This is a genomic window from Micromonospora sp. NPDC049047, from assembly GCF_040649135.1.
Taxonomy (GTDB): Bacteria; Actinomycetota; Actinomycetes; order Mycobacteriales; family Micromonosporaceae; genus Micromonospora.
Map to the genome: position 1 here is coordinate 475,233 of NZ_JBEZEY010000001.1, position 24,346 is coordinate 499,578.

A 24,346-nucleotide genomic window follows, 5' to 3' on the forward strand; every position below is an offset into this window, starting at 1 on the left:
CTCCTTCGGCGCGGTTCACCGCAACCGCCACGACGGGTTGTCTTCCGGACAGCCGGTGTCGCCCGCGTCGAAGCAGAGCAAACGGCACGACAGGTGCTGGTGAAGCTCCTGTTCCACCAAGCGGAACATTGTCGGAAAACTGTGCCGACAATTGCGCCGACGATTATTTCTAAATACCGCAATCGCCCACGCCGGGGAAGCGAGAATGTCGGCATAGGGAAGTCGAAAACGGGGGGACTGAACATGACGTGTAGGCGGCGATTGACGCTGTTGGCGGTAACCATCGCAGCCGCACCACTCGTCCTGGGTGGGTGCACCGCCGACCGGGGGTCGGCGACCGGCTCGGCCAAGAAGCACGCCGCCCCGCCGGAGCTCGTCGTGACACCGGGCGACAAGGCCCGGGACGTCCCGGTCAGCGCCGAGGTGGGCACCGTGGTCAAGGGTGGGCGGGTCACCGGCGTACGCCTCACCGACGACAAGGGCAAGCAGGTCGGGGCCGAGCCGCGCGAGGACGGCTCGGGCTGGGTGCCGAACGCACCGCTGCAACCGAAACGGACCTACACCGCCGAGGTGACCGCGACCGGGGACTCCGGTGCCACCACCACCCGCACGACCACGTTCACCACGATGGCCAAATCCACCAAACCGCAGATCACCAGCACCCTCTATTTTGTGGGCAATCGGACGTACGGCACGGCGATGCCGGTAACCGTCGCGTTCGACCCGGGAATTCCGAAAGAGGCCAGAGCGGATGTTCAACGGCGGTTGTTCGTAAAGACGAACCCGCCGCAGCCGGGCACCTGGTCGTGGCTCGAGGACGGCACGCAGGTCTATTACCGGGCGCCCGATTTCTGGAAGCCGGGGACCACGATCAGTGTGCGGGCCGGCCTGGAGGGCCTGCCGATCGGCAAGGACCGGGTCGGCGACGTCGAGCGGACCGCGACCTCCAAGATCGGACGCCAACTATCGCTGGAGATCGACAACGCCACCAAGCAGATGACAGTGCTGCGGGACGGCAAGCAGATCCGCCGGATACCGGTCAGCATGGGCAAGCCGAGCACGCCAAGTTCCAGCGGCAAGATGGTGATCATGGAAAAGCACGAGCGGACCACCTTCGACACCCGGGGTGAGCCGAACGGTGGCTACGTGGTCGACGTCGACGACGCCCAGCGCTACACCTGGGGTGGCGAGTTCATCCACTCCGCGCCCTGGTCGGAGGGCGAGCAGGGCTACACCAACACCTCGCACGGCTGCGCGAACGTCTCCGCCACGGCCGCCGACTGGTTGATGGGGGTGACCGAGGTCGGTGACCTGATCACCGTCAAGGGCACCGAGGTGGAGTTGCAGCCGGGCAACGGCTGGACCGCGTGGAACGTGAGCTGGGACGAGTTCGTCCGGGGCAGCGCCCTGCCCGTGCCGCCCGGGCTCAAGCCCGCGCCGGCCGCCCCGGCGCACCCGGGCGCGGTGGCCGGCGGTTCGCCCGCCCCGGCACCGTCGGTGAGCGGACGCTGAGGCACCGGGCCGACCCGCCATCGCGGTGGGTCGGCCCGTTCGCCGTGCGGGCAGCCCGGGCCGCGTCGGGGTCGGCCACCGCCCGACACGACGGGCGTGAGCCGGGCGCGCACTACAGGGGTACGCGGGCCACGCCGGGCCCGATGAGGCTGCCCAGCCAGAGTTGGTCGCCGTGCTGTCGTACCCCGGTGATCATCCAGTAGTTCCCGGCGGGACCGTGCAGCGTACGACGGACAGTGCCCTCGCCGTCGACGAGCGCGACGAGCCCGTAGCGGCGCGGCTGCGGCTGCATCGCGTCGGGCAGCAGCGCGGCGAGCTGGCGCAGCCGCGGGTGCGGCAGCAGCCGTTCCGCGATGGGCACGCGAGGGCTGGGCAGGGCGATCCAGTACGTCCCGTCGCCCACGGCGGAGAGATTGTCCGGGTACGCGGGCAGGTCGGCGAGCACCCGCACCCCGCCGCGCAACTCCACCCGGAGCAGTCGGTGGGTGGTGGTCTCGACAAGCATCAACGCCGACTCGTCCGGGGTCAGCGCGATCCCGTTGGGAAAGTACAGCCCCTCGGCCACCACCTCGGTGCGCCCGCTGCCCGGATGATGGGCCAGCACGCGGCCGTTGGGGCGATGCTCCAGCAGGTCCCGCTTCCAGTGCGAGACCGGAAACCGGTCCGACGAGTCGGTGAAGTAGACGGTGCCGTCGCGGGCCACCGTCGCGTTGTTGGCCAGGTGCACCGGCGACGCGGTGCCGGTCAGCTCGCGGACCGCCCCGTCCGGCGTGACCCGCAGCAACCCGCGGTACGCGTCGCAGACGATGAGCGCCTCCCCGGACGGGTCCGTCTCGATGCCGAGCGGCCGGCCGCCGGTCTCGGCCAGCAGCAGTCCTCGGGTGCCGGCCGGCGCGTCGGCGGGCCACCACCAGAGGTTGCCGTCCTCGTCGCCGCTGATGACCCGGCCGCTGGGGTCGATGACCACGTCCTCCGGCCCGACGGCCCCCTCGGGCAGGGGCAGGAGGTCGACCTGGTCGAGCCGGCGGTCCGTGGCCGCCCACACACCGTTGAGCGGAGGCGGGACGGTGGCCGGTTCGCGGACGGGACGGATCAGCCGTGGCGGTCGGGGCCGGGGGATCACCATCGGGTCATTCTCCACCGCCGATGCCCCGCGTACCCGAAGCGCCGAGCACGCGGCGCGGCACCGGACGTCCGGTCGACCGCGGGGCCGCTGGCCTCCACCCCTAGGGGGATGAGGGGCACCTCGGGGGATGACCCTGGGCGTACCCGGAATCACTCCGCCGAAGGGCGAAACTGTCGGTGGTGGGGGCTAGATTTCACGTCATGGAAGAGCGCAGCAACCGGATTGACGTGCAGGTCAGCGTGGGTGACCAGGTGGTCCAGGTGCGGGTGGCCGGCGAGGTCGACATCGCCACCGTTGCCGCGTTCCGGTCCGCTCTGTGGTCCGTGCCGGCGCGGCCGGTCGTGCAGCTGGAGATGTCCGGGCTGCGCCTGCTCTCCGCGGCCGGGGTGCGCGCGTTGCTCGGCGCGCACCTGCGTGTCCGGGCCAGGGGCGGCGAACTGGTCCTTGTCGATCCCACCCCGGTGGTGGCCCGGGTGCTGCGCGCCACCGGCCTGCACCGGGTGATGCCGATCCTCGAGCCCGCCCGGGTGGTCGAGGCCGCCCGTCGTCAGGTGCCAGCCGACCTGGTCGCGATCGTCCGTCGTCCGCCCGCCGCGGCCGGTGGCCTGGTGCTGGCCGCCTGAGGCTGATCTGGGGCGTGGCGTGCGTCAGGGGGTCGTTCGGCATCGAGCCGAACGACCCCCTGTCACGTTCGATCAGCGCACGCCGAGCAGGTCGACGACGAAGATCAGCGTCTCGCCCGGCTTGATGACGCCGGCGGCGCCGCGGTCGCCGTACCCCAGGTGCGGCGGAATGGTGAGGCGACGACGGCCGCCGACACGCATCCCCACCACGCCCTGGTCCCAGCCGGCGATGACCTGACCGCCGCCGAGCGGAAACTCGAACGCCTCGCCCCGGTTCCAGGACGAGTCGAACTCGCCGCCGGTGGAGTGGGACACGCCGACGTAGTGAACGCTTACCAACTGACCCGGCTCGGCCTGCGGGCCGTCGCCCACGGTGATGTCCTCGATCACGAGGTCGGCCGGCGGTGCACCCTCGATCGGGCCCACCTCGGGCTTGCCCGATCGGGCGCCTGCTGCCTGGTTCATGCGGGGATCTCCTGCCGTGTTGGGTGATGTCTCCGGTCACCGTCGATCCTGCCGGATAGCGCCTCACCGATGTGCGGCGGACCCGCCACCTGCCCCGACACGTTTCGAAACCGACCCCGGGCCACCTGGCGCACACGTGTCGGCGGGCGCCACCGATGGTGACGCCCGCCGTGCGATGGTGCGGGGGTGCTCACCGCAGCCAGGGAACCCGCGCCACGATCGGCAGCCTCGCCCAGAGCTTGCCGAGGCCCCAGGTGTCGCCGGCGTTGAGCAGCGCCAGGACCGCGAGCACCGCGGCGTAGATCAGGTGGTCGTCCATGAAGAGGTTGTTCTCCGGAGGCAGGACGGCGGTCCACATGAGGACCAGCAGCAGCCCACCGGCCACGGCTGCGACCCGCATGCCGACGCCGAGCAGGAGCGCGATGCCGATCCCGGCGAGGCCGGCCATGAAGAGCCAGTCGGCCCAGGCGGCGCCGGCGATGCCGGTGTAGACGTCCTTGAACGGGCCGGCGACCCCGAAGGTGAGGAAGCCCTTGGTGGGGCTGCCGCCGTTGATCCAGGCGTTCTTCGATTCCGTCTCGTGGCCGAGGCCGAACAGCTTGTCGAGGAATGCCCAGAGGAAGATCCAGCCGAGGGCCATCCGGATGCCGGCCAGGACGTACCGGGTGGCCTTCTCTCGGGTGGTGCCGGTCGCCGGAGCGGTGGTCTCGGCGGTGGTCCGCCCGATCGTCGCGGTCATGGTGTCCACGTCCCTTCTCTGCCTCGCACCGCGCTTCCCGGTGACATCTCCATCAGACGCTCTCGGCGGCGCCCTCGGCAGGGCCGACCGGTCCGCACCGGCCCGGGACCTTGGACCCCCAACGGCCCGGGCCGTCGACCCTGACCCGGGCCGCCGTCCGGCCGTAGCGTCCGAGGTGGAGGTACGAAAGGGAGGCTGTGATGAGGACCTGGCAGGTGGGTGACGTGATGACCCGGGAGGTCGTGACTGTGGAGGCCGGGACCCCGTACCGGGAGATCGTCGATGTGCTGCTGCGCCGCGGCATCAGTGCCGTGCCGGTGATCGACGGGTTCCGCCGGGTGTTGGGTGTGGTGTCCGAGGCCGACCTGCTGCACCGGATCGAGCGAGCCGGTGAGCCGACGCAGCGGCGGGTCTTCGAGAGCCGGCGTCGGCGCGACGCCCGCGGCAAGGGCGAGGCGTTGCTGGCCGGCGACCTGATGACCGCGCCGCCCGTGACCACCGGCGCGTCGGAGGCACTGTCCGCAGCCGCGCGGCTCATGGACCATGAGCAGGTCAAGCGACTGCCGGTCCTGGACGACCTCGGTCGGCTGGTCGGCATCGTCAGCCGCGCCGACCTGCTGAAGGTGCACCTGCGCTCCGACGCGGAGATTCGTGCGGACATCGTCCAGGAGGTGCTGCACCGGGTGCTCGCCGTGCGGGACGGTCTGGTGACTGTCGAGGTCCGCCACGGTGACGTCACCCTGGCGGGCCGGTTGGACCGTCGCTCCGCCGTCGACCTCGCCGGCCGGCTGGCGGGCCAGGTGAGTGGCGTCGTTCGGGTGACCAACGCGATCGCCTACGACGCCGACGACACGGCCATCGATCTCGGGCAGATCATGCCGGTCGCCTGAGCGATTTCAGGCCGCTGCCGCTGCCGCTGCCGCTTGCGGGTCGGCTACGCCGTTGCCGGGTTGCGACTTCAGCGGAGCGCCGACGGCGCCGGGGCGGCTCGCATAGGCTCGGGAACGCCGGCCGGCGGGGCAGCGGGGCGGTGCGCCATGGTCGATGCGGGGGACGCCGGTGGCTGAGGCGACGGTCGCGGTGCCGCTGTGGGCCTGGGCGGCGGTTGGCGGGTTGCTCGCCGTGCTGCTGATGGTCGACGTGTTGGCGCATCGTGACAACCACGTCATCGAGTTGCGCGAGGCACTGCTCTGGAGCGCCGTCTGGGTTGGCGCGGGTCTGCTGTTCGGGCTGGTCGTCTGGTGGGGCCTGGGCGGCGATCCGGCCATCGTCTACTTCTCCGGCTACCTGCTGGAAAAGGCGCTCTCGGTGGACAACGTCTTCGTCTTCGCGCTGCTCTTCGGCTATTTTCGGGTGCCGGCCGGTTACCAGCACAAGGTGCTGTTCTGGGGCGTTGTCGGGGCGTTGGTCTTCCGCCTGCTGTTCATCCTCGCGGGCGCGGAGCTGCTGGACCGGCTCACCTGGGCCGGGTTCGTGCTCGGCGCATTCCTGGTCTGGACCGGCTGGCGGCTGGCCGTACGCGGAAAACCCGACGTCGACCCCGACCGCAACCGGGCGGTCCGACTGTTCCGCCGGATCGTGCCGACCGACGCCAGCTACCACGGCGACCGCTTCACCGCCCGGGTCGGCGGGCGCCGGGTGGCGACCCTGCTGCTGGTGGCGCTCGTCGCCATCGAGGCCACCGACGTGGTCTTCGCCGTCGACTCGGTGGCGGCGATCCTCGCCATCACCACAAACACCTTTCTCGTCTGGACGGCCACCGCGTTCGCCGTACTCGGGCTGCGCAGCCTCTACTTCTGCCTCGCCGGCCTGCTGCGGCACTTCGGTCACCTGCGCTACGGGCTGGCGCTGCTGCTCGCGTTCGCCGGGTTGAAGCTGATCCTGGCCGAGACGCCGGTGGGAAAGCTGCCGGTCTGGTTGACGCTCGCCGTGGTGGTGCTGACCCTGGCGGTCTCCATCGCGTCGAGCGTCGTGGCCGAGCGCCGGGCCCGGGCCGGCCGTTGACCTGACGGAGCCGGACGACAGGCTCAGGAGTGGGCCGGTTCGATCCGGGCCGTCACGTCGAGGTGTGCCGGTTGGCAGCCGGCCGTGGTGGCGAACCGGCGGACGGCGTCGTGGACGTGCTCGCGGACTCCGGCGGTGCGGGCATCGCTGGTCAGATCCACTCGGACCCACACGTCGGGGCGCGGCGGCGTGCCGGTGAGCACCACCCGGGCCCGGTGCACCCCGGGTGCGCGCAGCAGGTCCCGTTCCAGCGCGCGTACGAGCACCTCGGTGGCCAGCCGGGTGCGACCGGGCAGGCTTCCGGTGCGGCTCAGAGTGCCCCGCAGGACCCGGTCGGGTCGGCGTAGCGCCCGGTACAGCAGGCGCTGGCCGGCGACGGCGGTCAGCAGCCCGGCGACCGCCGCGGACAGGGTGCTCCAGGGCGTCGCGACCCGCCACGCGTCCACCGGGCCGCCGCCGAGCAGGACCGCGTCGGGGTCGACGAACGGCAGCGCGCCGGAACCGACTGCCAGCGCGGTCACCCCGCCGGCCACCAGCAGCAGCGCGACGATCGTCCACAGCAGGCGGTGCGCGGCGTCGGTCATGCCGGTCGCCTGTGGGGCAGCAGCCGGACGTCGGCGCGGTCGGCGCGTGGCGAGGCGAGCTGACGCAGTTCCTGGCGTACGGCGAACTCGACCTCGGCGCGGGCCGCCGGGTCGCCGGTGGCACGCAACCGGGGCCGCCACCGGTCGCCGTGCCGCCGGACCCGCACCCGGGTTCCGCGTACGCCCGGCACGGTGTCCGCCGCGTCGGTCAGCCGGCGTTCCACGCACCGCCGGTGCAGGTGCCAACCGTCGCGCTCGTCGACTCGCAGTCGGACCGGCGTCCACCGGCGCAGTTGGGCGACCAGGACGAGCAGGCCCAGCAGTACGGCGGTGCAGGCGGCCGCCCGTACGCCGGGATCGTGCCACCGGGTGGTGGTCAGCGCGCCGTACCAGCCGGGGCGAAGGAGCAGCGGCGTCGGGCGACCCAGCGTGGTCAGCAGCATCTGCGCGGCCAGCAGGATCCCGCCGGCGAGCAGGGCGAGGCCCAGCAGCGCGGACGCCGCCCGGTTGGCGGTCGCTGTGGTCAGCTCGGGGCGGGCGATTGGTGTGCGCGACGCGGCGTCGTCGTCCGAGCCGGTCACCACCAGGTCCCGCACCGTGATCGTCACCGTGGCCACCGCGCGACCGGTGCCGGCGAGCACCTGTTCGGCGACCGTCCGGCGGACCGCGTCGGCGACGGCGGGCACGCTGTGGCCGTACTCGATGATGAGGTTCAGGTCGAGGCCCACGGACCGGTCGCCCACGCGGACGGTGGCCGGGCGCACGTCGGACACGCCCGGCACCCGACCGGCCGCGTGGGCCGCGATCCGCCAGACCTCCGCCGCGCCGGTTTCGCTGGCCGGGCGCGGTCCGCCGGGCGGGTCGGCGCTCGGGGCGCGACGGGTGAGGGTGGGGCGTTGGGGAAGTCGGTGGTGGCGTCCCGCCGGGTCGGCGTTCGGTCGGCGGCGGATGGTCGGATCACCGGCGGGGCGAAGCTGGCGAGGCCGACGCGGGCGCTCCCCGCTGGGTCGGCGAGGACCCTGCCCACGCGCGGCGAGGGTGCCGAACTGTTGACGCGACATGCTCTGACCTCCCAGCCGGTCCGCTACCGGGGACCTCGCTGGATACACGCCGCCCGGTGCTCTGGAACACGAACAAGGTGTGATACAGATCACAGGCCCTTGGCGAGTGCTGGAGTCGCCCGTCAACCCTCGGCCGGCTTCTACAACGTTGCAAGAATCCGTCGTCCGCTCCGCGCGCCGGCTGGGCACGCGGCGTCGCCGGCCTTGACGCCCGACGTCGATCGGAGCGAGGATCCAGTGACATACGTCGATGACGGGGGCTGTTGATGAGGAAGCGGATCGTCCGACTGACAGTTGCCGCGCTCGCCGCCGCCTCGGGTGTTCTCGCCGTGGTCCTCCCGGCGTCCGCCGCCAGCGGATGCGCGGCGCAGCTCCAGGTCCGCTTCCAGTACCCGTCGATGCTGCGCGGCGACCTCACGGTGCTGAGCGTCGGCCAGCCACTCACGGACTGGACGTTGAGCTTCCCGCTGCACTACCCGACCGAGCAGATCAAGAACGTCGACGGTGCGCGCTGGGAGCAGCACGGTGGTGAGGTCACGATCCGCAACCTGCCCGGTGTCACGTTGCCGGCCGACCAGCAGGTGTCCTTTCCCTTCGTCATGACGCACGGGGTGCGGGCCGCAGACCTTCACGCTCAACGGCGTCACCTGCACGACCGTGCTGCCCAGGCCCACGCCGACGCCCCCGTCGAGCCCGCCGCCGGTCTCTCCGAGCCCACAGCCGAGCGGATCACCCAGCCCTGGCCCCGACCCGAACCGGCCGACCGTCGAGATCACGAGCCCGCAAGGCGGGGACCACTTCTTCGCCCCGGCCACCATCACCGTGGAAGCCACCGCGACGCCCGCGCCCGGCCGGCGGATCACCCGCGTCGAGTTCTTCGGCTCGACCTTCCAGGTGGATACCCCGCTCGGCACCGACACGACCGCGCCGTACACCGCCCAGTGGCGTGACCTGCCGGCCGGCTACTACAGCTTCTACGCCAGGGCGTACGACGACCAGGGCGCGACGCAGACGGACGGGATGTCGGTCGTCCGCGTGTTGACACCGGGCGAGGAGCGGCAGGCACCGTACGTCAGCGTGGTGCGCGACCAGCTCTGGGGCATCTCCCCGGTCATCGACGCGGCCGCCCCCCGACGCCTGACGCCGCTCGTGCGCACCGGTGCGGAGGCCCGCTGCGTGCAGGGGCGCGGCATCTGGGACGGCCCGGTCGACGACGCCGCCGTGGCCAGGCTCGTCGCACGCGGCGTCCAGGCGGTGTACGTCCCGCTCAACGAGGCGTGCTGGCTCGGCCTGTCGTACGTGGATCCCCGCTACGGCGGTGAGCCGTACCGGCAGGAGATCGTCGCGTACACGCAACGCTTGACGGTCGCCGGCATCACGCCCGTCGTCGCGCTCGGCTGGAGCCACGGCCGCTACACCGGGCCGGGGGCGACCTGCCGGGACGAACGTGCCGTCTGCGCCAAGCCGATGCCCGACGCCGCGCACGCCATGGACTTCTGGGAGAGCGTCGGTCTGACCGCCTTCGGCGAGACCGTGGTGTTCGACCTCTTCTCGGCGCCGTACCCGGATCGGGCGATCGCCGACCCGACCCTCGCCTGGACGTGCTGGCGCGACGGTGAGGTGGCGTGCTCCGCGCTTGGCTATCCGACGGTCGGCATGCGGCTGCTGCTGGCCGCGCTCCGGAGAGGTTCCCCCAGTGTGCTGCTCGCCAGTGGCCTGAACGGTGGCAACGACCTGTCCCGGTGGGCCGCGTACGTGCCGGACGATCCGGTCCACAACGTCGCGGCGGCCTGGCGGCCGGCGACGCCCGGGGCCTGCCACCCGCCGACCCTGCCGCAGGCGCCCGTCGTCGTCACGACTGTCTGCCGCTAGGGCGCCGGGCGCGGCACTCCGGCAGCCGGCCGGGCCGCACCACCGGGACGGTTGATCGACCGCCTAGACTCGGCGCGGTTCGACCGACCGGCGGATGGATCAGGCAGATGACGAGCAGCGTGGATCGCGGCTGGCTGCGGGCGATGCCCGCCGATGGTGGACGCGACGTTCTCTTCAGCCGTGCCGGCCACCGGGTGTACGGGACGTGCCGGCTCAACGAACTGGTGCAGGGGCGTCCGCCGGGCGTCACCGGCAGCCAGTGGGGGTCCGCCAGCCGGGCGGCGTTCGACCTCGTGGTCAGCGACGCCGCCACCGGGCGGCCGGTCGTCGCCGTGGCGATCGGCCCGGTCCCGCCTGCCGGGTCGGCCGAGCAGCGCGCCGAGCGCCTCACCGACGCCGTGAGCGCTGCCGTCGAGCTGCCCGTGCTGCGCGTCGGGTCACCGACGTTGCGGGCCGCCGAGCACGGCCGGCGCCTCGTCGAGTACGTGGTCGACGCGCGCGCCTTCGCGGCGGGTGCCGCCGTGGCGGGCACCGACGACGAGCCCGCCCCGGTGGGCTTCCGCGACATCCTCGGGCGGCTTCCGGACGGCCGGACCGGTCCGGTGAACGACCTCGGCGCGCTGACCCGCGCGGCGGCTGTCGAGGCGTACGTGGCCGGGCGCCTGGCCGACCCGATCGTGCGCGGGCTGCACGTGCACTGGACCGAGGGCCCGGCGCAGGGCTGGAGCTGGGTCCAGGTGCGCCCGGACGCGTGCCTGATCGAGCGCGTCTCGGTGACCGCGCAGCGCTTCTCCTGCGGCGTCGACGTGGCCCGGCTGGCCGAGGACCTGGCGACCGTGGCGATCGGCGAGCGGCTGCGCGCCGTGCGGCCGGACGGCCCGGACCTGCTGGCGCGCGCGGACCTCACCACGGAGATCGTCGCGCTGAGCCAGCGGCGGGACGAGCTGGTGGGTGGTTTCGCGTTCGACCACCTCTGCGCGGACTGACCGGCCCACTTTCCCGCCTGACCCCTGTTCCGCAGCCGATCCGTTCGGACGCGGAGCAATTTTCTGTGCGCGCGTTGAACCTTCCCCGTCGCGGTCCCGTACTCCTGCGCGAACGAACAGGATCTCCCCATCCGCGTCCACCGGGCGCGGGAGACGGTGCGGAAAGGGCATCGTCGGCCATCGACGCAATACCCGGGTAGGTCACGGTGTTCACCGCCGTGGCGTGCCACCTCACATCCGTCGGTCCGCCGAGGGCAGGAATCCACTACCGGATCGAGAAGGAGAGCAATTCGATGCGCAGGTCCACACGGGCGCGCCGGTCATCCGGCAACGCGCGGAGCAAGCGTCTGCTGGCGGTTGTCGGCACGCTCGTGGTCTTCGGCGGAGTCGTCGCCGTGACCCAGATTTCGTCGGCCCAGGACCGGCGGACAAATACGCCGCGTCCGGTTTCCGGGCAGTGCGTGGAACCGAGCCCGGGTTCGACCGCCCCGGCTGGTGGCACCTCGACCAGCCGGACCTGGCAGAACGGTCGCTGGGTGCGTAATCACTGGGGTGACGGGCAGCAGACGGTACCCGAGTGTGAGGACGGCAAGGACGGCACGGTGGGCACCGGCACGGCCATCGCCTGCCCGGATGTGTCGGCGAAGTTGCCGCAGGTGCCGGCCCAGGCGCGGGCCGAGGTGGACCGCGGTCTCGCCCAGTTGCAGGCCCAGATCGCCGAGGCGGACCGCCGGCTGGCCGCCGAGGGCAACAAGGGAGAGGCGTTCGTCCGCAGCGCCATCCTGCAGCCGCTGCGGGACAAGCGGCGCGCCGTGCTGGACCGGATGACGACAGCGATCGACCGCTTCGGGCCCCGGCCGCAGGGTCTCGCCCAGCTCGCCGACTGTCAGGTGCAGCCGACCGGCAACGGCGGTGGCAGCAACGGCGGTGGCCCCACCAACGGCGGCGGCAGCAACGGCGGTGGCCCCACCAACGGTGGCGGTAACAACGGTGGTGGTAACAACGGTGGTGGTAACAACGGTGGCGGCAACGCTCCCGGGGCCGGGCTCGGCGTGCTGGCCAACGACTGCGACGAGAGCCGGCTCCAGCCGCACGACGGTTTCCAACTCGGCAACCGCTGCGTGAGCACCGAGTTCGGTGAGGTCGGCGCGGCCGCCAACAACCCGTCCCTGCTGATCACCCAGTTCCCCGACCAGGTCGGTCGCAACCAGGCATTCACCCTCCGGGTCAGCACCCGCAACCTGGTCCGGGACCGCTTCCTGGCGGCCGGGCAGGGCGGCTACTACGTGGAGAGCTCGCTGCTCAACGACCAGGGCCTGGTCCGCGGCCACTTCCACACCGCGTGCCGGATGCTTGACAGCCTGACCACCCCGCCGGAGCCGCAGGAGGTGCCCGCCTTCTTCGTCGCGACCGAGGACGGCCGCGGTGGTGCCCAGCCCGACGAGGTGACGATCCAGATTCCGGGCCTACCGGAGTCGGGGACCGCGCAGTGCTCGGTCTGGGCCGGCGACGGCTCGCACCGCCTGCCGATGATGGAGCGGGCCAACCAGACGCCCGCGTTCGACTCGGTGCGTATCGACGTCAACTGATCCATCTGCGCCGGCGGTGGCCGGTCACCCGGGCGACAACCCGGGTGACCGGCCACCACCGTTTCGTGCCGGGACAACCCGACGGGGTCCCGCCAGCACAGCGGGACCCCGTTTGGCTACTCGCGCGTCAGCGCGCCTTGTACGCCTCGACGACCTCTACCGGGATCCGGCCCCGCTCGGAAATCTTGTAGCCGTTGTTGACGGCCCATTCCCGGATGGCCCGGTTCTGCTCCCGATCCATTCCGGCCCCGGTGGGTCGCCCCGGCCGCCGGATCGATCGGGTGCTCTCCACCGGGCCGCGCCCGATCCGCCGACCCGCATTGATGTACGGATCCAGTGCCTTGCGCAAGACGCCGGCATTTTCGTCCGAGACGTCGATCGTGTAGGCCACTCCGTCGAGACTGAACTCGACCGTCCGGTCGGCCTTGCCGCCGTCGAGGTCGTCGGTCAGGACCGTGATTACTTTTCTCGCCATTGCCGATTACTCCCTGTGTGCGGCGGGATGTGTCCAAAGTCTGACCTATCACCCCGGTAATCCGCAACAATATGCCAACCATTCGGCGCGTCGTGATTCCGTTACCGAGAAAACCGTGAATGGGCTCGTTGGACGGGGCCGCAATCGTCGAGGAGGCCGCTGTGCCCGGCCACGGCGGCCGCCTCGGACCGGTTGGACACCCGCAACCTGCGCAGCAACGCGGCGGTCATCCGTTTCACGGTCCGTTCCGAGACGTGCAGTTCTTCGGCGATGTCGACGCTCGTGCGGCCGGCCGCGATTGCCCGCAGCAGCCGCCGTTCCTCAGCGTCGAGGTCGACTGACGGGGCGTGGGTGGGCCGCAGCATGGCTCGCAGCAACTCGGCGGGCAGCACCGCCCAGCCGTCGAGGACGGCCAGCAGTGGGGGCAGCAGTTCCTCGGGTTCGCTGGTTTTCGGCAGAAATCCCTCGGCGCCGGCCCGCAGCGCCTCCAGCGCTGGGCCGGGGTCGACGGAACCGGACATCGCCACCACCCGTACCCGTGGGGTGGTCCGCCGGATCGCGGCCACCGCCCGGACCCCGCCGGGAGCCGGCATGTGCAGGTCGACCAGGGCCAGGTCGGGCCGCCAGTTGTTGGTCAGCGCGGCTGCGGCGGCGGCGTCGCCGGTCGAGGCGACCACCTCGGCCCGGCCGTCGGTGGTGATCGGGAGCAGCAACTCCAGCCCGCGGACGAAGAGGGGGTGATCGTCCACGACAACGAGTCGGATGGTGGCGGCTCCCGGCATGTCTGCGCCGTTCCCCAGCGGGTACGGATCATGCGGGTACGCACCGAACGAGGGGAGTCGGGTGGATGCGCGCACGCCAGGGTCTGCGGGGTCTGCTGCGAGGGTTGCGCAGAATCGAGACGTGCTCGACTGACCTGCGGCTTCCGGGAGGCGATCCCGAGTTGCTGTTACGGGTGTTGTGTCACGAGTTCCGGACGCCGATCAGTAACCTGACCTCGCTGACCCGCGCGCTGGCCGACGAGCGTCGCGAGCTGACCGGCGCGGACCGGCGGGCGATCACCGAGTTGGCCCGTGACCAGGCTGCGCACCTGCAGAGCCTGCTGCGTGACGCGACCGCCGGCACCGGCGCGCTGGCGCTGGCTCCCGGACCGGAGCCGGTAGTGCCGCTGGAGGGCATCCTGCGCGAGGCCGTCGCGCTGGTGCCGGCCGGTCGGCGGCGTGCCCGGGCCACCCGGCGGGCGGCCTCCTGGCCGGTGCCCGGCGGGCGGACCCGTCAGGTGCTTGTCAACCTGGTGGAGAACGCGCTGCGGCACGGGCCGGCCGAGGGGCAGGTCGGGCTCTACGCCGCGCTGCGTGGTCCCGGCCTGAGCATCCTGGTCACCGACGAGGGGCGGGTGGACGACGCGCTGCTGGCGGCGCTGCGTCGTCCGGTGCCGTCCGTCGGGATGTCCGGGTTGGGGTTGTGGATCGTGCGGCAACTCGTGGCGAGGGATGGGGGGACGCTGCGGGTGCACCGACTGCGGCCGCGCGGTGTGGCGCTGGAGGTCCTGCTGCCCGTGGCGCGGCCGATGGTCTGACCCCGGGGGGACGCGGCTCGGCCCGACCGGGTCACCGGAAGGGGGACGCCTCGCTGTCAGCTTTCCGGTACTGAGGAGGTCAGATGTTCAGTCATGTCAAGGATCTGCAGTTCGAGGCCAAGCCGGACGGTCCGGACGCCGCGTTCGCCCGCCGGTTGCAGGAGGTCCTGGGCGGCAAGTGGGGCGAGATGACAGTTGCCAACCAGTACCTCTTCCAGGGCTGGAACTGCCGGTTGCCCGGCAAGTACAAGGATCTGCTGCTCGACGTCGGCACCGAGGAGATGGGCCACGTCGAGATGATCGTCACGATGATCACTCGACTGCTGGACAACGCGCCGCTGTCGCCGGCGGAGGGCGTTGCGGCCAACCCCGGGGGTGCGGCGGTCTTCGCCGCGTCGAACCCGGCGCACTTCATCCATGGTGGTGGAGGGGCGTTGCCCGCCGACTCCAACGGGGTGCCGTGGAACGGCTCGTTCGTCACCGCGAGCGGCAACCTGCTTGCCGACTTCCAGCTCAACGTCACCGCGGAGGCGCAGGGTCGGCTCCAGGTCGCCCGGCTGTTCAACATGACCGACGATCCCGGCGTCAAGCAGATGCTGCGCTTCCTGCTGGCCCGCGACACCATGCACCAGAACATGTGGCTGGCGGCGATCGAGCAGCTCAAGGAGGATGGCCTGGAGGACATGCCGGTGCCCGAGGCATTCCCGGACTCCGACGAGTTCACCGAGGAGTTCGGCTACACCTACCTGAGCTTCTCCTCGGGTACCGACGCCTCGCAGGGACGCTGGGCGTCCGGGCCCGCCCCGGACGGTAAGGGCGAGTTCCGGTACGGCGACAGCCCGCGGGCGAACGCCCCGGAGCCGGTGCTGCCGCCCGGGGACCCGCGCCTGTACGGCACCAACCCGGGTGTCGCCGGCTCGGTGGTGAACACGGTCAAGAACAAGCTCACCTGAGATGCCGTGGCGGGCCTCCCACCGGTTCGAGGGGGCCCGCCGGACCCCCGGTCAAGTGGTCTGGGTCACAGTCCGGAACAAGGGGAACGCTTTGTTACTTGAGCCAGACACGCTCAAGTCAACGTGATGGCAGGTGTTCCATGGCAACTCTTCCGGTACTTCCACTGACCGACGCCGTGCTGCTGCCCGGGATGGTCATCCCGGTGACCCTCGACCCGTCCACCCAGGCCGCCATCGACGCCGCCCGCGCGACCGGCGACCGCAAGCTGCTCGCCGTGCCCCGCATCGACGGCGAGTACGGCCCGGTCGGCGTGGTCGCCACCATCGAGAAGGTCGGCCGGCTGCCCGAGGGCGAGCCCGCCGCCGTCATCCGTGGCCTGTCCCGGGCCCGGATCGGCTCCGGCGTGCCCGGCCCCGGCGCCGCGCTCTGGGTCGAGGCGACCGAACTCGACGAACCCGCCTACGCCGGCAAGGCCCGCGAACTCGCCCGCGAGTACCGCGCCCTGGTGACCTCAGTCCTGCAACAGCGGGGTGCCTGGCAGGTCATCGACGCGGTGGAGCGGATGACCGACCTGTCCGAGTTGGCCGACTCGGCCGGTTACGCGCCGTGGCTGACCCTGGAGCAGAAGATCGAGCTGCTCGCCGCGCCGGACGTCACCTCCCGACTGGAGCTACTTGTCGGCTGGGTGAAGGACTACCTGGCCGAGCAGGAGGTCACCGAGCAGATCAACAGTGACGTCCGCGAGGGCCTGGAGAAGTCCCAGCGGGAGTTCCTGCTGCGCCAGCAGCTCGCCGCGATCCGCAAGGAGCTGGGTGAGGACGAGCCGGACGGCTCGGCCGACTACCGGTCCCGGGTCGAGGCCGCCGAACTGCCGGAGAAGGTCCGCGAGGCGGCCATGCGCGAGGTCGGCAAGCTGGAGCGGGCCAGCGACGCCTCCCCGGAGGCGGGCTGGATCCGCACCTGGCTGGACACCGTGCTGGAAATGCCGTGGGGCACGCGTACCGAGGACAACACCGACCTGGGCGCGGCCCGGGAGGTGCTCGACGCCGACCACGCCGGCCTGGCCGACGTGAAGGACCGCATCCTGGAGTACCTGGCGGTGCGCAACCGGCGCGCGGAGCGCAACCTCGGTGTGGTCGGCGGTCGCGGCTCCGGCGCGGTGCTCGCCCTGGCCGGTCCTCCCGGAGTGGGCAAGACCAGCCTCGGCGAGTCAGTGGCCCGGGCGCTGGGGCGCAACTTCGTCCGGGTCTCCCTCGGCGGTGTCCGCGACGAGGCCGAGATCCGCGGTCACCGGCGCACCTACGTGGGGGCGTTGCCCGGCCGGATCGTCCGGGCGCTGCGCGAGGCCGGCTCGATGAACCCGGTAGTGCTCCTCGACGAGGTGGACAAGCTGGCCGCCGGCTACGCCGGTGACCCGGCCGCCGCCCTGCTGGAGGTGCTCGACCCGGCGCAGAACCACACCTTCCGGGACCACTACCTGGAGGTCGACCTCGACCTGTCCGACGTGCTGTTCCTGGCCACCGCCAACGTGGTGGAGTCCATCCCCGGCCCGCTGCTGGACCGGATGGAGCTGGTCATGCTGGACGGCTACACCGAGGACGAGAAGGTCGCCATCGCCCGGGACCACCTGCTGCCCCGGCAGCGGGAGCGGGCCGGGCTGACCGCCGACGAGGTGGAGATCGCCGACGAGGCACTGGCGCTGATCGCGGGGGAGTACACCCGGGAGGCCGGTGTCCGGCAGCTGGAACGTGGCCTGGCCAAGATCCTGCGCAAGGTGGCGGTGGCACTGGCGACCGACCCGACGCCGGTACGCGTCGGCACCGACAACCTCGCCACCTACCTGGGACGGCCGAAGTTCACCCCGGAGTCGGCCGAGCGTACGGCGGTGCCCGGTGTGGCCACCGGCCTCGCCGTCACCGGCGCGGGTGGGGACGTGCTGTTCATCGAGGCGACAAGCATGGAGGGCGAGCCGGGGCTGACCCTGACCGGTCAGCTCGGCGACGTGATGAAGGAGTCGGCGCACATCGCCCTGTCGTACCTGCGCTCCAACGGGCGGCGGTTCGGCATCGACCCGAACGTCCTGGCCGGACGCCGGATCCACGTCCACTTCCCGGCGGGCGCGGTGCCCAAGGACGGCCCGAGCGCCGGCATCACCATGGTGACGGCCCTGGCGTCGCTTGTCACCGGCCGCCCGGTCCGCCCCGAGTTCGGGATGACCGGCGAGGTGACGCTCTCCGGACGGGTGCTGCCGATCGGTGGGGTGAAGCAGAAGCTGCTCGCCGCGCACCGGGCCGGCCTCACCGAGGTCATCATCCCGGCCCGCAACGAGCCGGACCTGGACGACCTGCCGGCCGAGGTGCGTGAGGCGCTGACCGTGCACACCCTGGCCGACGTGGCCGACGTGCTCGCCCTGGCGCTGCGCCCGGCCGACGTCGAGGCGCTTGACGGTCCGGCGCTCTTCACGGTCTGACGCTGCGATCACAGGGATCCCCGCCGGCTGCGCAGCCGGCGGGGGTCCTCCGGTACGTGGGCAGAGGTCTACTGTGCCGCGTGAAGCGTCAACTACCTCTCCGCCGCGAGGCGGCCCCCTGGAGGAACCCCCGTGAACCTGGTGCTCTGGATCATCCAGATCCTGCTCGCCGTCGTCTTTGCCGGCGCCGGCTTCGCCAAGCTGACCCAGCCCAAGGACAAGCTGCGCGAGATGATGCGGTGGGTGGACCCGGTGCCGCCGACCCAGGTCAAGGCGCTCGGCGCGGTCGAGCTGCTGGCCGCCGTCGGGCTGGTGCTGCCCCCGCTCACCGGCATCGCCACAGTGCTCACCCCGCTCGCCGCCACCGGGCTGGTCATCGTCATGGTCGGCGGCATCCTGGTGCACCTGCGTGACCTGAAGAAGCAGGACACGCCGCAGGGGCGGCGGACCGAGATCCAGGGCGCGATCACCTGCGCGGTGCTGCTCGTGCTCGCCGCAGTGGTGGCGTGGGGCCGGTTCGGCCCGTACTCCTTCTGATCCGCAGCGCCGGCGACCGTCGTACCCCGGCGGTCGCCGGCGGCGCGCTCAGCGCTCGTCGCCGCCGCGGTCGCGGCGCACCGTGGCCTTGCGGCCCTTGATCGTGCTCTGCCGCAGCCCGGAGATCACCTCGTCGGCCACCCCCTGCGGCACCTCCACCAGCGAGAACCGGTCGGCGATCTCGATCGAGCCGATGTCGCGGCCCCGGATCCCGGTCTCCCCGGTGATCGCGCCGACCAGATCCTGCGGGCGCACCCCGGCCCGCCGGCCCAGGCCGACGAAGACCTGGACGGTGTTGCCACCGCCGGAGCGGGAACGCCCCCCACCCCGCCGGTCGCCGCCCCGGCCGCCGGACTCCGGACGACCCTCGCGGGGTCCGCGTACCGGCACCTGCGGGATCTCCTCCTCGTCGTCGGAGCCCGGCGAGGTCACCTCGTGGGCCAGCTTCACGGCGGCGAGGGCGACCTCCATCAGGTCGAACTCGTCGGTGAGCGTCTCCACGATCACCCGGTACGGGTCGAGGTCGTCCTCCAGCAGGCTCTCCCGCAGCGCCGCCTGGGTCAGCTCCAACCGGCGGGTGCGCATGTCGGCCACGGTGGGGATCTTGTCGATGGTGATCCGCTGGCCGGTCACCCGCTCGATGGTCTTGAGCATCCGGTGCTCACGCGGCTCGGCGAGGGTGATCGCCACGCCCTCGCGGCCGGCCCGGCCCACCCGCCCGATCCGGTGCACGTACGACTCCGGGGCGGACGGCACGTCGTAGTTGACCACGTGGGTGAGCTGCTCGACGTCCAGCCCACGCGCCGCGACGTCGGTGGCCACCAGCAGGTCGGCGGTGCCCGCCCGCAGCCGGCCCATCACCCGGTCGCGCTGCTCCTGGCTCATCCCGCCGTGCAGCGCCTCGGAGCGGTAACCCCGCCCGTTCATCGTCTCGGTCAGCCGGTCGACCTCCTCCCGGCTGCGGCAGAACACGATCGCCGCGGTGGGCGACTCGACGTCCAGCACCCGACCCAACGCGGCAGGCTTGTGCGCCCGGGTCACGATGTACGCGCTCTGGCGCACCCGGGGCGCCTCACCGGCGACCGGCTGCTCCCGACCGATCTCGATCCGGACCGGCTCGCGCAGGTGCTGGCGGGCCATCCCGTCGATGCGCGACGGCATGGTGGCCGAGAAGAGCACCGTCTGACGCTGCGCCGGAGCGTGCTCCAGGATCGCCTCGATGTCCTCGGCGAAGCCCATGTCGAGCATCTCGTCGGCCTCGTCGAGCACCACAGTGGCCAGCCCACCGAGGCGCAGGGTGCCCCGGGCGATGTGGTCCAGGGCCCGGCCGGGGGTGGCCACCACGACGTCGACGCCGCTGTCCAGGGCCCGCAACTGCCGTCCGATCGGCTGCCCACCGTAGATCGGCAGCACCCGCGCACCCAGGTCCTTGCCGTAGCGGTGGAACGCCTCGGAGACCTGCACCGCCAACTCCCGGGTGGGCACCAGCACCAGCGCCACCGGGTCGCCGTCACGGCGGTGCGGCGTCATCAGGTTCAGCAGCGGCAGCGCGAAGGCCGCCGTCTTGCCGGTGCCGGTGGCCGCCTGACCCAGCAGGTCCCGACCCTCCAGCAGCGGCGGGATCGCCTCCCGCTGGATGGGGGTCGGCTCCTCGTACCCGAGGGCGGCGAGGGCGCCCAGCAGCTCGGCGCGCAGCCCCAGCTCGGTGAAGGCGCTCACCTCGTCGGTGCCGCCGGGGGTGGCGTCGATCGGTGCGTCGGTCGGTGCGTCGTGCTGTGCAGGTGCGGAACTCATGTGCCAAGCCTTTCATCACGCCGTCCGGGCCGTTGCGCCGACCGCCACAAGAGCGCGACAAGCGCCCACCGGCACCCCCACCGGACCCACGCGACAACTGTGAAACTGCTGCCTCCGCGACTCCTGAGGCAGCAGTTTCAGCATTCTTGCGCGAAGCGTGCCCGTTCGGCCCCGGCGGGCGGCGCCGTCAGACGGCGCCGGTCAGGATTGCCAGGATCATGATGCCCCCGAGCGTCGTGTCGAGCACGATGCACGTCTCCGTGTACCAGCGCGGCACCACCCGGCCGGTGCGGTGGTGGACCACGTCCCACCCGGCGTGCACCAGCCAGCCGAGCGCCACCAGCCACGCCGCCGTCCGCCCCCCGACCCCGACCGCGACAAGCGTCACCGCGACCCAGACGGCCAGGCCGACGAGTTGGGTGGCGAGCACGCCCGGCCCGTGCAGGGTGCGTCGGACCAGGCCGATCAGCAGGTACCCGCCGGGCAGCACCAGCATCGTCCACGGGTTGAGCACCGTCGGGTCGAGCCACATGTCCACCGTCACCAGCAGCGCCAGCCCGGTCGGCCAGCGGTGGGCCAGCGCCACCACTACCGGATGCCGGCGTACCGCCACCGGCGTCTCGTGCCGGTGGCGCACCGCCACCAGCACCATCGCCGGCACCATCAGTAGGTGACCACCGAGCATCAGGGCGTCGGCATCCAGCCGGCCGGCCCAGAACGGTGCGAGCACCAACAGGAACGGCACGTACATCGCCGCGGCCATCTCGACGACACCACGCCAGTGGTGCGCCCGGTAGCGCATCCACACCGTCATCCCGACCGTCATGTTCGTGGCCATCACCAGCGCGGCGACGTCCGGGCGACCCAGCGTCCCGGTGAGCCCGAGCAGGGTGCCGGCCACGTCCCACAGGGGCCCGAGCAGCACCATCCCGACGACCATCGCCAGTGCCATCTCGGCGAGATGCCACCACAGCCGCCGCGTGCCGGCGCCGGGCACTGCCGGCAGCGGCCCAGGCGGTGGTACGACAATGCTGTCCGCGTACACCCGTGTGTTTTCCATGCCGTTGACCCTGCCGGTGTCCCGGCGCGGTCGGCAGGCTCGTCCGTCACCGGAAAACCGTGCGGACCGCACGGTCCGACCGTGACATCTCGCATGGGTGGACCGGGTGACGGGCGGTCCTAGGATCGGTGCGTGGCGAGCGAGGCGGTGACCCCCCGGGCGGACCGCCGGCTGCACCGGGCTCGGCGGGCGACCCTGCTGTCGCTGGCCACCGGCGTGTGGGCGACTGTGCTGCTGCCCGCGGTAGGCCTGACCCGGGAACCGTCGACCGGCCGCGTCGCGCTCGGCGCGGTGGGGATCCTCGTCTTCACGGGCGGCCAGACCGCTGTGCTGTACGCGGCGGTCACCCCCTGGCTCGCGCAACGGTGGCGGCGTCGCGCCCAGGTCGGCCTGGTCGTCGTGGCGGCGCTGACAGTGCCGCTGGTGGCTCCGGTCGCGGCCGGGGTCTGGCCGACCTGGGCGTGGATCGGCGCCGCCCTGGTCGGCATGGCCCCCCTGCTGGTCCGCCTCCCGGGCGCGCTGGCGGTCACCGCCGGCACCCTGCTCGTGTCGGCGGCGGTGGCGTGGTGGACCGGCGGGTCCGTGGGGCGGTCCCTTGCCGTGACCGGTGGCTTCGGCGTGGGGGCGGCGGCTGTCAACTGGTTCCAGGTCTGGTTCTGGGACCTGCTGGTGGAGGCCCGGCAGGGGCAGGCCGCCCAGGCCCGGCTGGCCGCCGCCGAGGAGCGGCTGCGCTTCGCCCGCGACGTGCACGACGTGCTGGGGCACAGCCTCACCGTGATCGCGTTGAAGGCCGAACTCGCCGCGCGGCTCGCACCGGTCGACCCGGAGCGGGCCGGGCGGGAGGCCACCGAGGTGCAACGGTTGGCCGCCTCCGCGCTCACCGAGGTCCGCGAGAGCGTGCACGGCTACCGGGCCGTCGACCTCGCTGAGCAACTGGCGGCCGTGGCGGACGTGCTGCGCTCCTGTGGGGTGCGGTGCACGGTGCCGCCACGTGTCGACCTGCCCCAGCCGGCCGCCACCGAACTGGCGGCGGTGCTGCGCGAGGCGGGCACCAACGTGCTGCGGCACAGCCGGGCCGAGTGGTGCCGGATCCACATCGACCGGGACGAGAAGAGGGCCAGGATGACGATCGCCAACGACGGGGTCGACGACAGCGGCCCGGACGAGCACAGCCACGGTCTGCGCGGTCTGGCCGACCGGCTGGCCGCGATCGGGGGAGAGTTGCGGGTCCGCCGGGAGGAGCGGGTGTTCACACTTGAGGCGACAGTGCCGGTGCCGTGGTGATCCGGGTCCTGCTGGCCGACGACGAGGACCTGATCCGGGTCGCGGTCGCCGCGTTGCTCGGCCTCGAACCGGACATCGACGTGGTGGCCCAGGCCGCCGACGGGTCCACGGCGGTCACCGCGACGCTGGCGCACCGCCCGGACGTCGCCGTCGTGGATCTGGAGATGCCGGGCCTGGACGGCATCGCCGTCGCCGCGGAGCTGGCCCGGGTGCGTCCCGAGTGCGCGGTCGTCGTGTTGACCGGGCACGGCCGCCCGGGGCACCTGCGCCAGGCGCTGACCGCCGGGGCGCGGGGCTTCGTGCCCAAGGGCTCGCCCGGTGGCGCGCTGGCCGACGTGATCCGCCGGGTGCACGCCGGCGGGCGGTACGTGGACCCGTCGCTGGCCGCCGACGCGCTGACCCTGCCCGCGTGCCCGCTGACGCCTCGGGAGTTGGAGACGCTGCGGCTGGCCGAGTTCGGCGCGCCGGTCGCGGTGATCGCCCGCCGGGTGCACCTGTCCACCGGCACCGTTCGCAACCATCTCTCCGCGGCCGTGCAGAAGCTCGGCGCGGCCGACCGGGCCGAGGCGGTCCGCGCCGCCAGGGACAACGGCTGGCTCTGAGCCGGCCGGTCCCCGGGTCGCGGGCGGCGTCAACCCCGTGTCCGGCCAGGACGTCGCACTGCGCCGAACCCGGTGACGAGGGGGCCGCGGCCCCGATCGGCCCGGGCGTCGCGGAACGCCCGGCTGGCGTGGAGCGGTCGGTCGCTCGGATAGGGTCGCTGGGCCGTCGCCGGAGCGGGGAGGGTTCGATTGCGATACGTCGGCTACTTCACCGAACTGCCGCACGGGGATTCGTCGGGGCGCAGCCTGCGCGACGCCCGAGGCGAACTGCCCCAGCACCTTGTCGCCCCGGCCGTCCGGTATCTCACCGGCGGCGCGCCGCTCGCCGCGGCGGCCTGCTACGCGTACGACGAGCTGGACCCGGCACGGCCGGAGATCGCGCCCCTCGCCATCCTCACCGACGGTGACTGGTCGTGGCCCAGCGACCTCCCGTACTACGTGCAGAGGTACCGGGTCGGGCTTCCGGCAGACTTTCTGCACCACGCGCAGGCCCTCGGCTGGAATCCGCCCCGGTTGGGCATCGAGCAGCTCGAACGACTCTCGGAGCAGTGGTGAACGGCGCCGACTGGCGGCGTCAGTTCGGCGGGCCGAGGATCGTCCACGGAGATCTGCCCCTGCGGATCGACGGGGTGGTCAAGCCGTGGGCGATGGCCGTCGGCCACAGCACGCTGCACCTGCGGGGCATCATCGGCGACCAGGAGGAGGACGACGAACTCCGGGTGCTGGACGTGGTGTTCCGCGATGTCTCCCGGATCTGCGTGCCCGACGTGTGCCGCCAGTTCGCGCTCCGGGTGGCGTCCGCCGAGCAGCAGGCCGCCGAGGAGGAACGCGTCGGGGTGCGGTGGCCGTACGGGAAGATGTTCCTCCTCCACCACGACCGGAGCACTGACTATGTCGTGGCCGGCCGGGTCTACTGGGCCGAGGTCGGGGTTCCGCCGGCTGCCCCGTCCCCGTTGTTGGCGGAGCCTGGTGACACGGTCGTCCCCGATGAGATCTTCTTCGCCTGAGCGGACGACGCGGCAGCGCTGTG

At 72.3% G+C, this 24,346-nt stretch carries 25 protein-coding genes; 15 read left to right on the top strand and 10 right to left on the bottom strand.

Going from position 1 to position 24,346, the window contains the following annotated elements:
- Nucleotides 1-243 precede the first annotated feature (243 nt).
- A complete protein-coding gene (locus AB0B86_RS02045; RefSeq protein ID WP_357412592.1) occupies nucleotides 244-1,512 on the top strand; it encodes an Ig-like domain-containing protein in 1,269 nt (422 codons plus the stop codon).
- 112 nt (nucleotides 1,513-1,624) lie between these two features.
- On the opposite strand, the gene AB0B86_RS02050 is transcribed toward AB0B86_RS02045, so the two are convergent.
- A complete protein-coding gene (locus tag AB0B86_RS02050; RefSeq protein ID WP_357412594.1) occupies nucleotides 1,625-2,638 on the bottom strand; it encodes an SMP-30/gluconolactonase/LRE family protein in 1,014 nt (337 codons plus the stop codon).
- Between the two features lie 200 nt (nucleotides 2,639-2,838).
- Between AB0B86_RS02050 and AB0B86_RS02055 the strand changes: the two genes are divergently transcribed.
- Nucleotides 2,839-3,261 carry an STAS domain-containing protein gene (locus AB0B86_RS02055; RefSeq protein ID WP_357412596.1) on the top strand — a complete coding sequence of 141 codons (423 nt, stop codon included), beginning with the start codon at nucleotides 2,839-2,841 and terminating at the stop codon, nucleotides 3,259-3,261.
- A 72-nt stretch (nucleotides 3,262-3,333) separates the two neighbouring features.
- On the opposite strand, the gene AB0B86_RS02060 is transcribed toward AB0B86_RS02055, so the two are convergent.
- The gene (locus AB0B86_RS02060; protein ID WP_357412800.1) at nucleotides 3,334-3,726 is read right to left on the bottom strand and encodes an FKBP-type peptidyl-prolyl cis-trans isomerase; all 393 of its coding nucleotides are present in this window, start codon (nucleotides 3,724-3,726) and stop codon (nucleotides 3,334-3,336) included.
- Nucleotides 3,727-3,916: 190 nt separating this feature from the next.
- Nucleotides 3,917-4,474, bottom strand: coding sequence for a hypothetical protein (locus AB0B86_RS02065; RefSeq protein ID WP_357412798.1), 558 nt, complete (start codon nucleotides 4,472-4,474; stop codon nucleotides 3,917-3,919).
- A gap of 191 nt (nucleotides 4,475-4,665) precedes the next feature.
- Here AB0B86_RS02065 and AB0B86_RS02070 point away from each other — a divergent pair, with 191 nt between their 5' ends.
- Together AB0B86_RS02070 and AB0B86_RS02075 are read left to right on the top strand one after the other, a co-directional pair.
- A complete protein-coding gene (locus AB0B86_RS02070) occupies nucleotides 4,666-5,355 on the top strand; it encodes a CBS domain-containing protein (protein ID WP_357412796.1) in 690 nt (229 codons plus the stop codon).
- Between the two features lie 169 nt (nucleotides 5,356-5,524).
- Nucleotides 5,525-6,469, top strand: coding sequence for a TerC/Alx family metal homeostasis membrane protein (locus tag AB0B86_RS02075; protein ID WP_357412794.1), 945 nt, complete (start codon nucleotides 5,525-5,527; stop codon nucleotides 6,467-6,469).
- A 23-nt stretch (nucleotides 6,470-6,492) separates the two neighbouring features.
- Here the strand turns inward: AB0B86_RS02075 and AB0B86_RS02080 are convergent, their stop codons facing one another.
- The 3 genes from AB0B86_RS02080 to AB0B86_RS02090 form a co-directional block, all read right to left on the bottom strand.
- The gene (locus AB0B86_RS02080) at nucleotides 6,493-7,053 is read right to left on the bottom strand and encodes a hypothetical protein (RefSeq protein ID WP_357412792.1); all 561 of its coding nucleotides are present in this window, start codon (nucleotides 7,051-7,053) and stop codon (nucleotides 6,493-6,495) included.
- The gene (locus tag AB0B86_RS02085) at nucleotides 7,050-8,114 is read right to left on the bottom strand and encodes an Asp23/Gls24 family envelope stress response protein (RefSeq protein ID WP_357412790.1); all 1,065 of its coding nucleotides are present in this window, start codon (nucleotides 8,112-8,114) and stop codon (nucleotides 7,050-7,052) included. Before AB0B86_RS02085 ends, AB0B86_RS02080 begins: the two co-directional genes overlap by 4 nt.
- 140 nt (nucleotides 8,115-8,254) lie before the next feature.
- Nucleotides 8,255-8,947: a hypothetical protein gene (locus AB0B86_RS02090; protein ID WP_357415054.1), complete on the bottom strand. Its 693-nt coding sequence runs from the start codon at nucleotides 8,945-8,947 to the stop codon at nucleotides 8,255-8,257.
- Here AB0B86_RS02090 and AB0B86_RS02095 point away from each other — a divergent pair.
- The 3 genes from AB0B86_RS02095 (at nucleotide 8,931) to AB0B86_RS02105 (ending at nucleotide 12,561) form a co-directional block, all read left to right on the top strand.
- Nucleotides 8,931-9,986, top strand: coding sequence for a hypothetical protein (locus AB0B86_RS02095; RefSeq protein WP_357415048.1), 1,056 nt, complete (start codon nucleotides 8,931-8,933; stop codon nucleotides 9,984-9,986). The two genes, AB0B86_RS02090 and AB0B86_RS02095, sit on opposite strands and share 17 nt — an antisense overlap.
- Nucleotides 9,987-10,093: 107 nt before the next feature.
- Nucleotides 10,094-10,972: a hypothetical protein gene (locus AB0B86_RS02100; RefSeq protein ID WP_357412786.1), complete on the top strand. Its 879-nt coding sequence runs from the start codon at nucleotides 10,094-10,096 to the stop codon at nucleotides 10,970-10,972.
- Nucleotides 10,973-11,265: 293 nt separating this feature from the next.
- Complete coding sequence (locus AB0B86_RS02105; RefSeq protein ID WP_357412784.1) at nucleotides 11,266-12,561, top strand: hypothetical protein; 1,296 nt, start codon at nucleotides 11,266-11,268, stop codon at nucleotides 12,559-12,561.
- Between the two features lie 127 nt (nucleotides 12,562-12,688).
- Here AB0B86_RS02105 and AB0B86_RS02110 read toward each other — a convergent pair whose 3' ends face one another.
- A complete protein-coding gene (locus AB0B86_RS02110) occupies nucleotides 12,689-13,036 on the bottom strand; it encodes an Lsr2 family protein (RefSeq protein ID WP_357412782.1) in 348 nt (115 codons plus the stop codon).
- A gap of 101 nt (nucleotides 13,037-13,137) precedes the next feature.
- Nucleotides 13,138-13,785, bottom strand: coding sequence for a response regulator transcription factor (locus AB0B86_RS02115; protein WP_357412780.1), 648 nt, complete (start codon nucleotides 13,783-13,785; stop codon nucleotides 13,138-13,140).
- A gap of 98 nt (nucleotides 13,786-13,883) precedes the next feature.
- Here AB0B86_RS02115 and AB0B86_RS02120 point away from each other — a divergent pair, with 98 nt between their 5' ends.
- The 4 genes from AB0B86_RS02120 to AB0B86_RS02135 all read left to right on the top strand — a co-directional run bounded on the left by AB0B86_RS02120 (nucleotide 13,884) and on the right by AB0B86_RS02135 (nucleotide 18,576).
- Nucleotides 13,884-14,615, top strand: coding sequence for a HAMP domain-containing sensor histidine kinase (locus AB0B86_RS02120; protein ID WP_357412778.1), 732 nt, complete (start codon nucleotides 13,884-13,886; stop codon nucleotides 14,613-14,615).
- An 83-nt stretch (nucleotides 14,616-14,698) separates the two neighbouring features.
- On the top strand, nucleotides 14,699-15,568 hold the full coding sequence (locus tag AB0B86_RS02125) for a manganese catalase family protein (protein ID WP_357412776.1): 870 nt from the start codon (nucleotides 14,699-14,701) through the stop codon (nucleotides 15,566-15,568).
- A 140-nt stretch (nucleotides 15,569-15,708) separates the two neighbouring features.
- Nucleotides 15,709-18,039, top strand: coding sequence for an endopeptidase La (gene lon / locus AB0B86_RS02130; RefSeq protein ID WP_357412773.1), 2,331 nt, complete (start codon nucleotides 15,709-15,711; stop codon nucleotides 18,037-18,039).
- 132 nt (nucleotides 18,040-18,171) lie between these two features.
- Nucleotides 18,172-18,576: a DoxX family protein gene (locus AB0B86_RS02135; RefSeq protein ID WP_357412771.1), complete on the top strand. Its 405-nt coding sequence runs from the start codon at nucleotides 18,172-18,174 to the stop codon at nucleotides 18,574-18,576.
- 48 nt (nucleotides 18,577-18,624) lie between these two features.
- Here AB0B86_RS02135 and AB0B86_RS02140 read toward each other — a convergent pair whose 3' ends face one another.
- Both AB0B86_RS02140 and AB0B86_RS02145 read right to left on the bottom strand, forming a co-directional pair.
- On the bottom strand, nucleotides 18,625-20,370 hold the full coding sequence (locus AB0B86_RS02140) for a DEAD/DEAH box helicase (protein WP_357412769.1): 1,746 nt from the start codon (nucleotides 20,368-20,370) through the stop codon (nucleotides 18,625-18,627).
- Between the two features lie 187 nt (nucleotides 20,371-20,557).
- The gene (locus AB0B86_RS02145) at nucleotides 20,558-21,430 is read right to left on the bottom strand and encodes a DUF6010 family protein (RefSeq protein ID WP_357412767.1); all 873 of its coding nucleotides are present in this window, start codon (nucleotides 21,428-21,430) and stop codon (nucleotides 20,558-20,560) included.
- A gap of 132 nt (nucleotides 21,431-21,562) precedes the next feature.
- On the opposite strand from AB0B86_RS02145, the gene AB0B86_RS02150 reads away from it, so the two are divergent.
- The 4 genes from AB0B86_RS02150 to AB0B86_RS02165 all read left to right on the top strand — a co-directional run bounded on the left by AB0B86_RS02150 (nucleotide 21,563) and on the right by AB0B86_RS02165 (nucleotide 24,323).
- Entirely contained in the window at nucleotides 21,563-22,714 is a 1,152-nt protein-coding gene (locus tag AB0B86_RS02150; RefSeq protein ID WP_357412765.1) for a histidine kinase, read from the top strand.
- Entirely contained in the window at nucleotides 22,711-23,316 is a 606-nt protein-coding gene (locus AB0B86_RS02155) for a response regulator transcription factor (protein WP_357412802.1), read from the top strand. Before AB0B86_RS02150 ends, AB0B86_RS02155 begins: the two co-directional genes overlap by 4 nt.
- A 189-nt stretch (nucleotides 23,317-23,505) precedes the next feature.
- Nucleotides 23,506-23,871, top strand: a complete 366-nt coding sequence (locus tag AB0B86_RS02160; protein WP_357412762.1) for a hypothetical protein — start codon at nucleotides 23,506-23,508, stop codon at nucleotides 23,869-23,871.
- On the top strand, nucleotides 23,868-24,323 hold the full coding sequence (locus tag AB0B86_RS02165) for a hypothetical protein (protein WP_357412760.1): 456 nt from the start codon (nucleotides 23,868-23,870) through the stop codon (nucleotides 24,321-24,323). The genes AB0B86_RS02160 and AB0B86_RS02165 overlap by 4 nt, the downstream gene beginning before the upstream one ends.
- The last annotated feature ends 23 nt before the right edge of the window (nucleotides 24,324-24,346 follow it).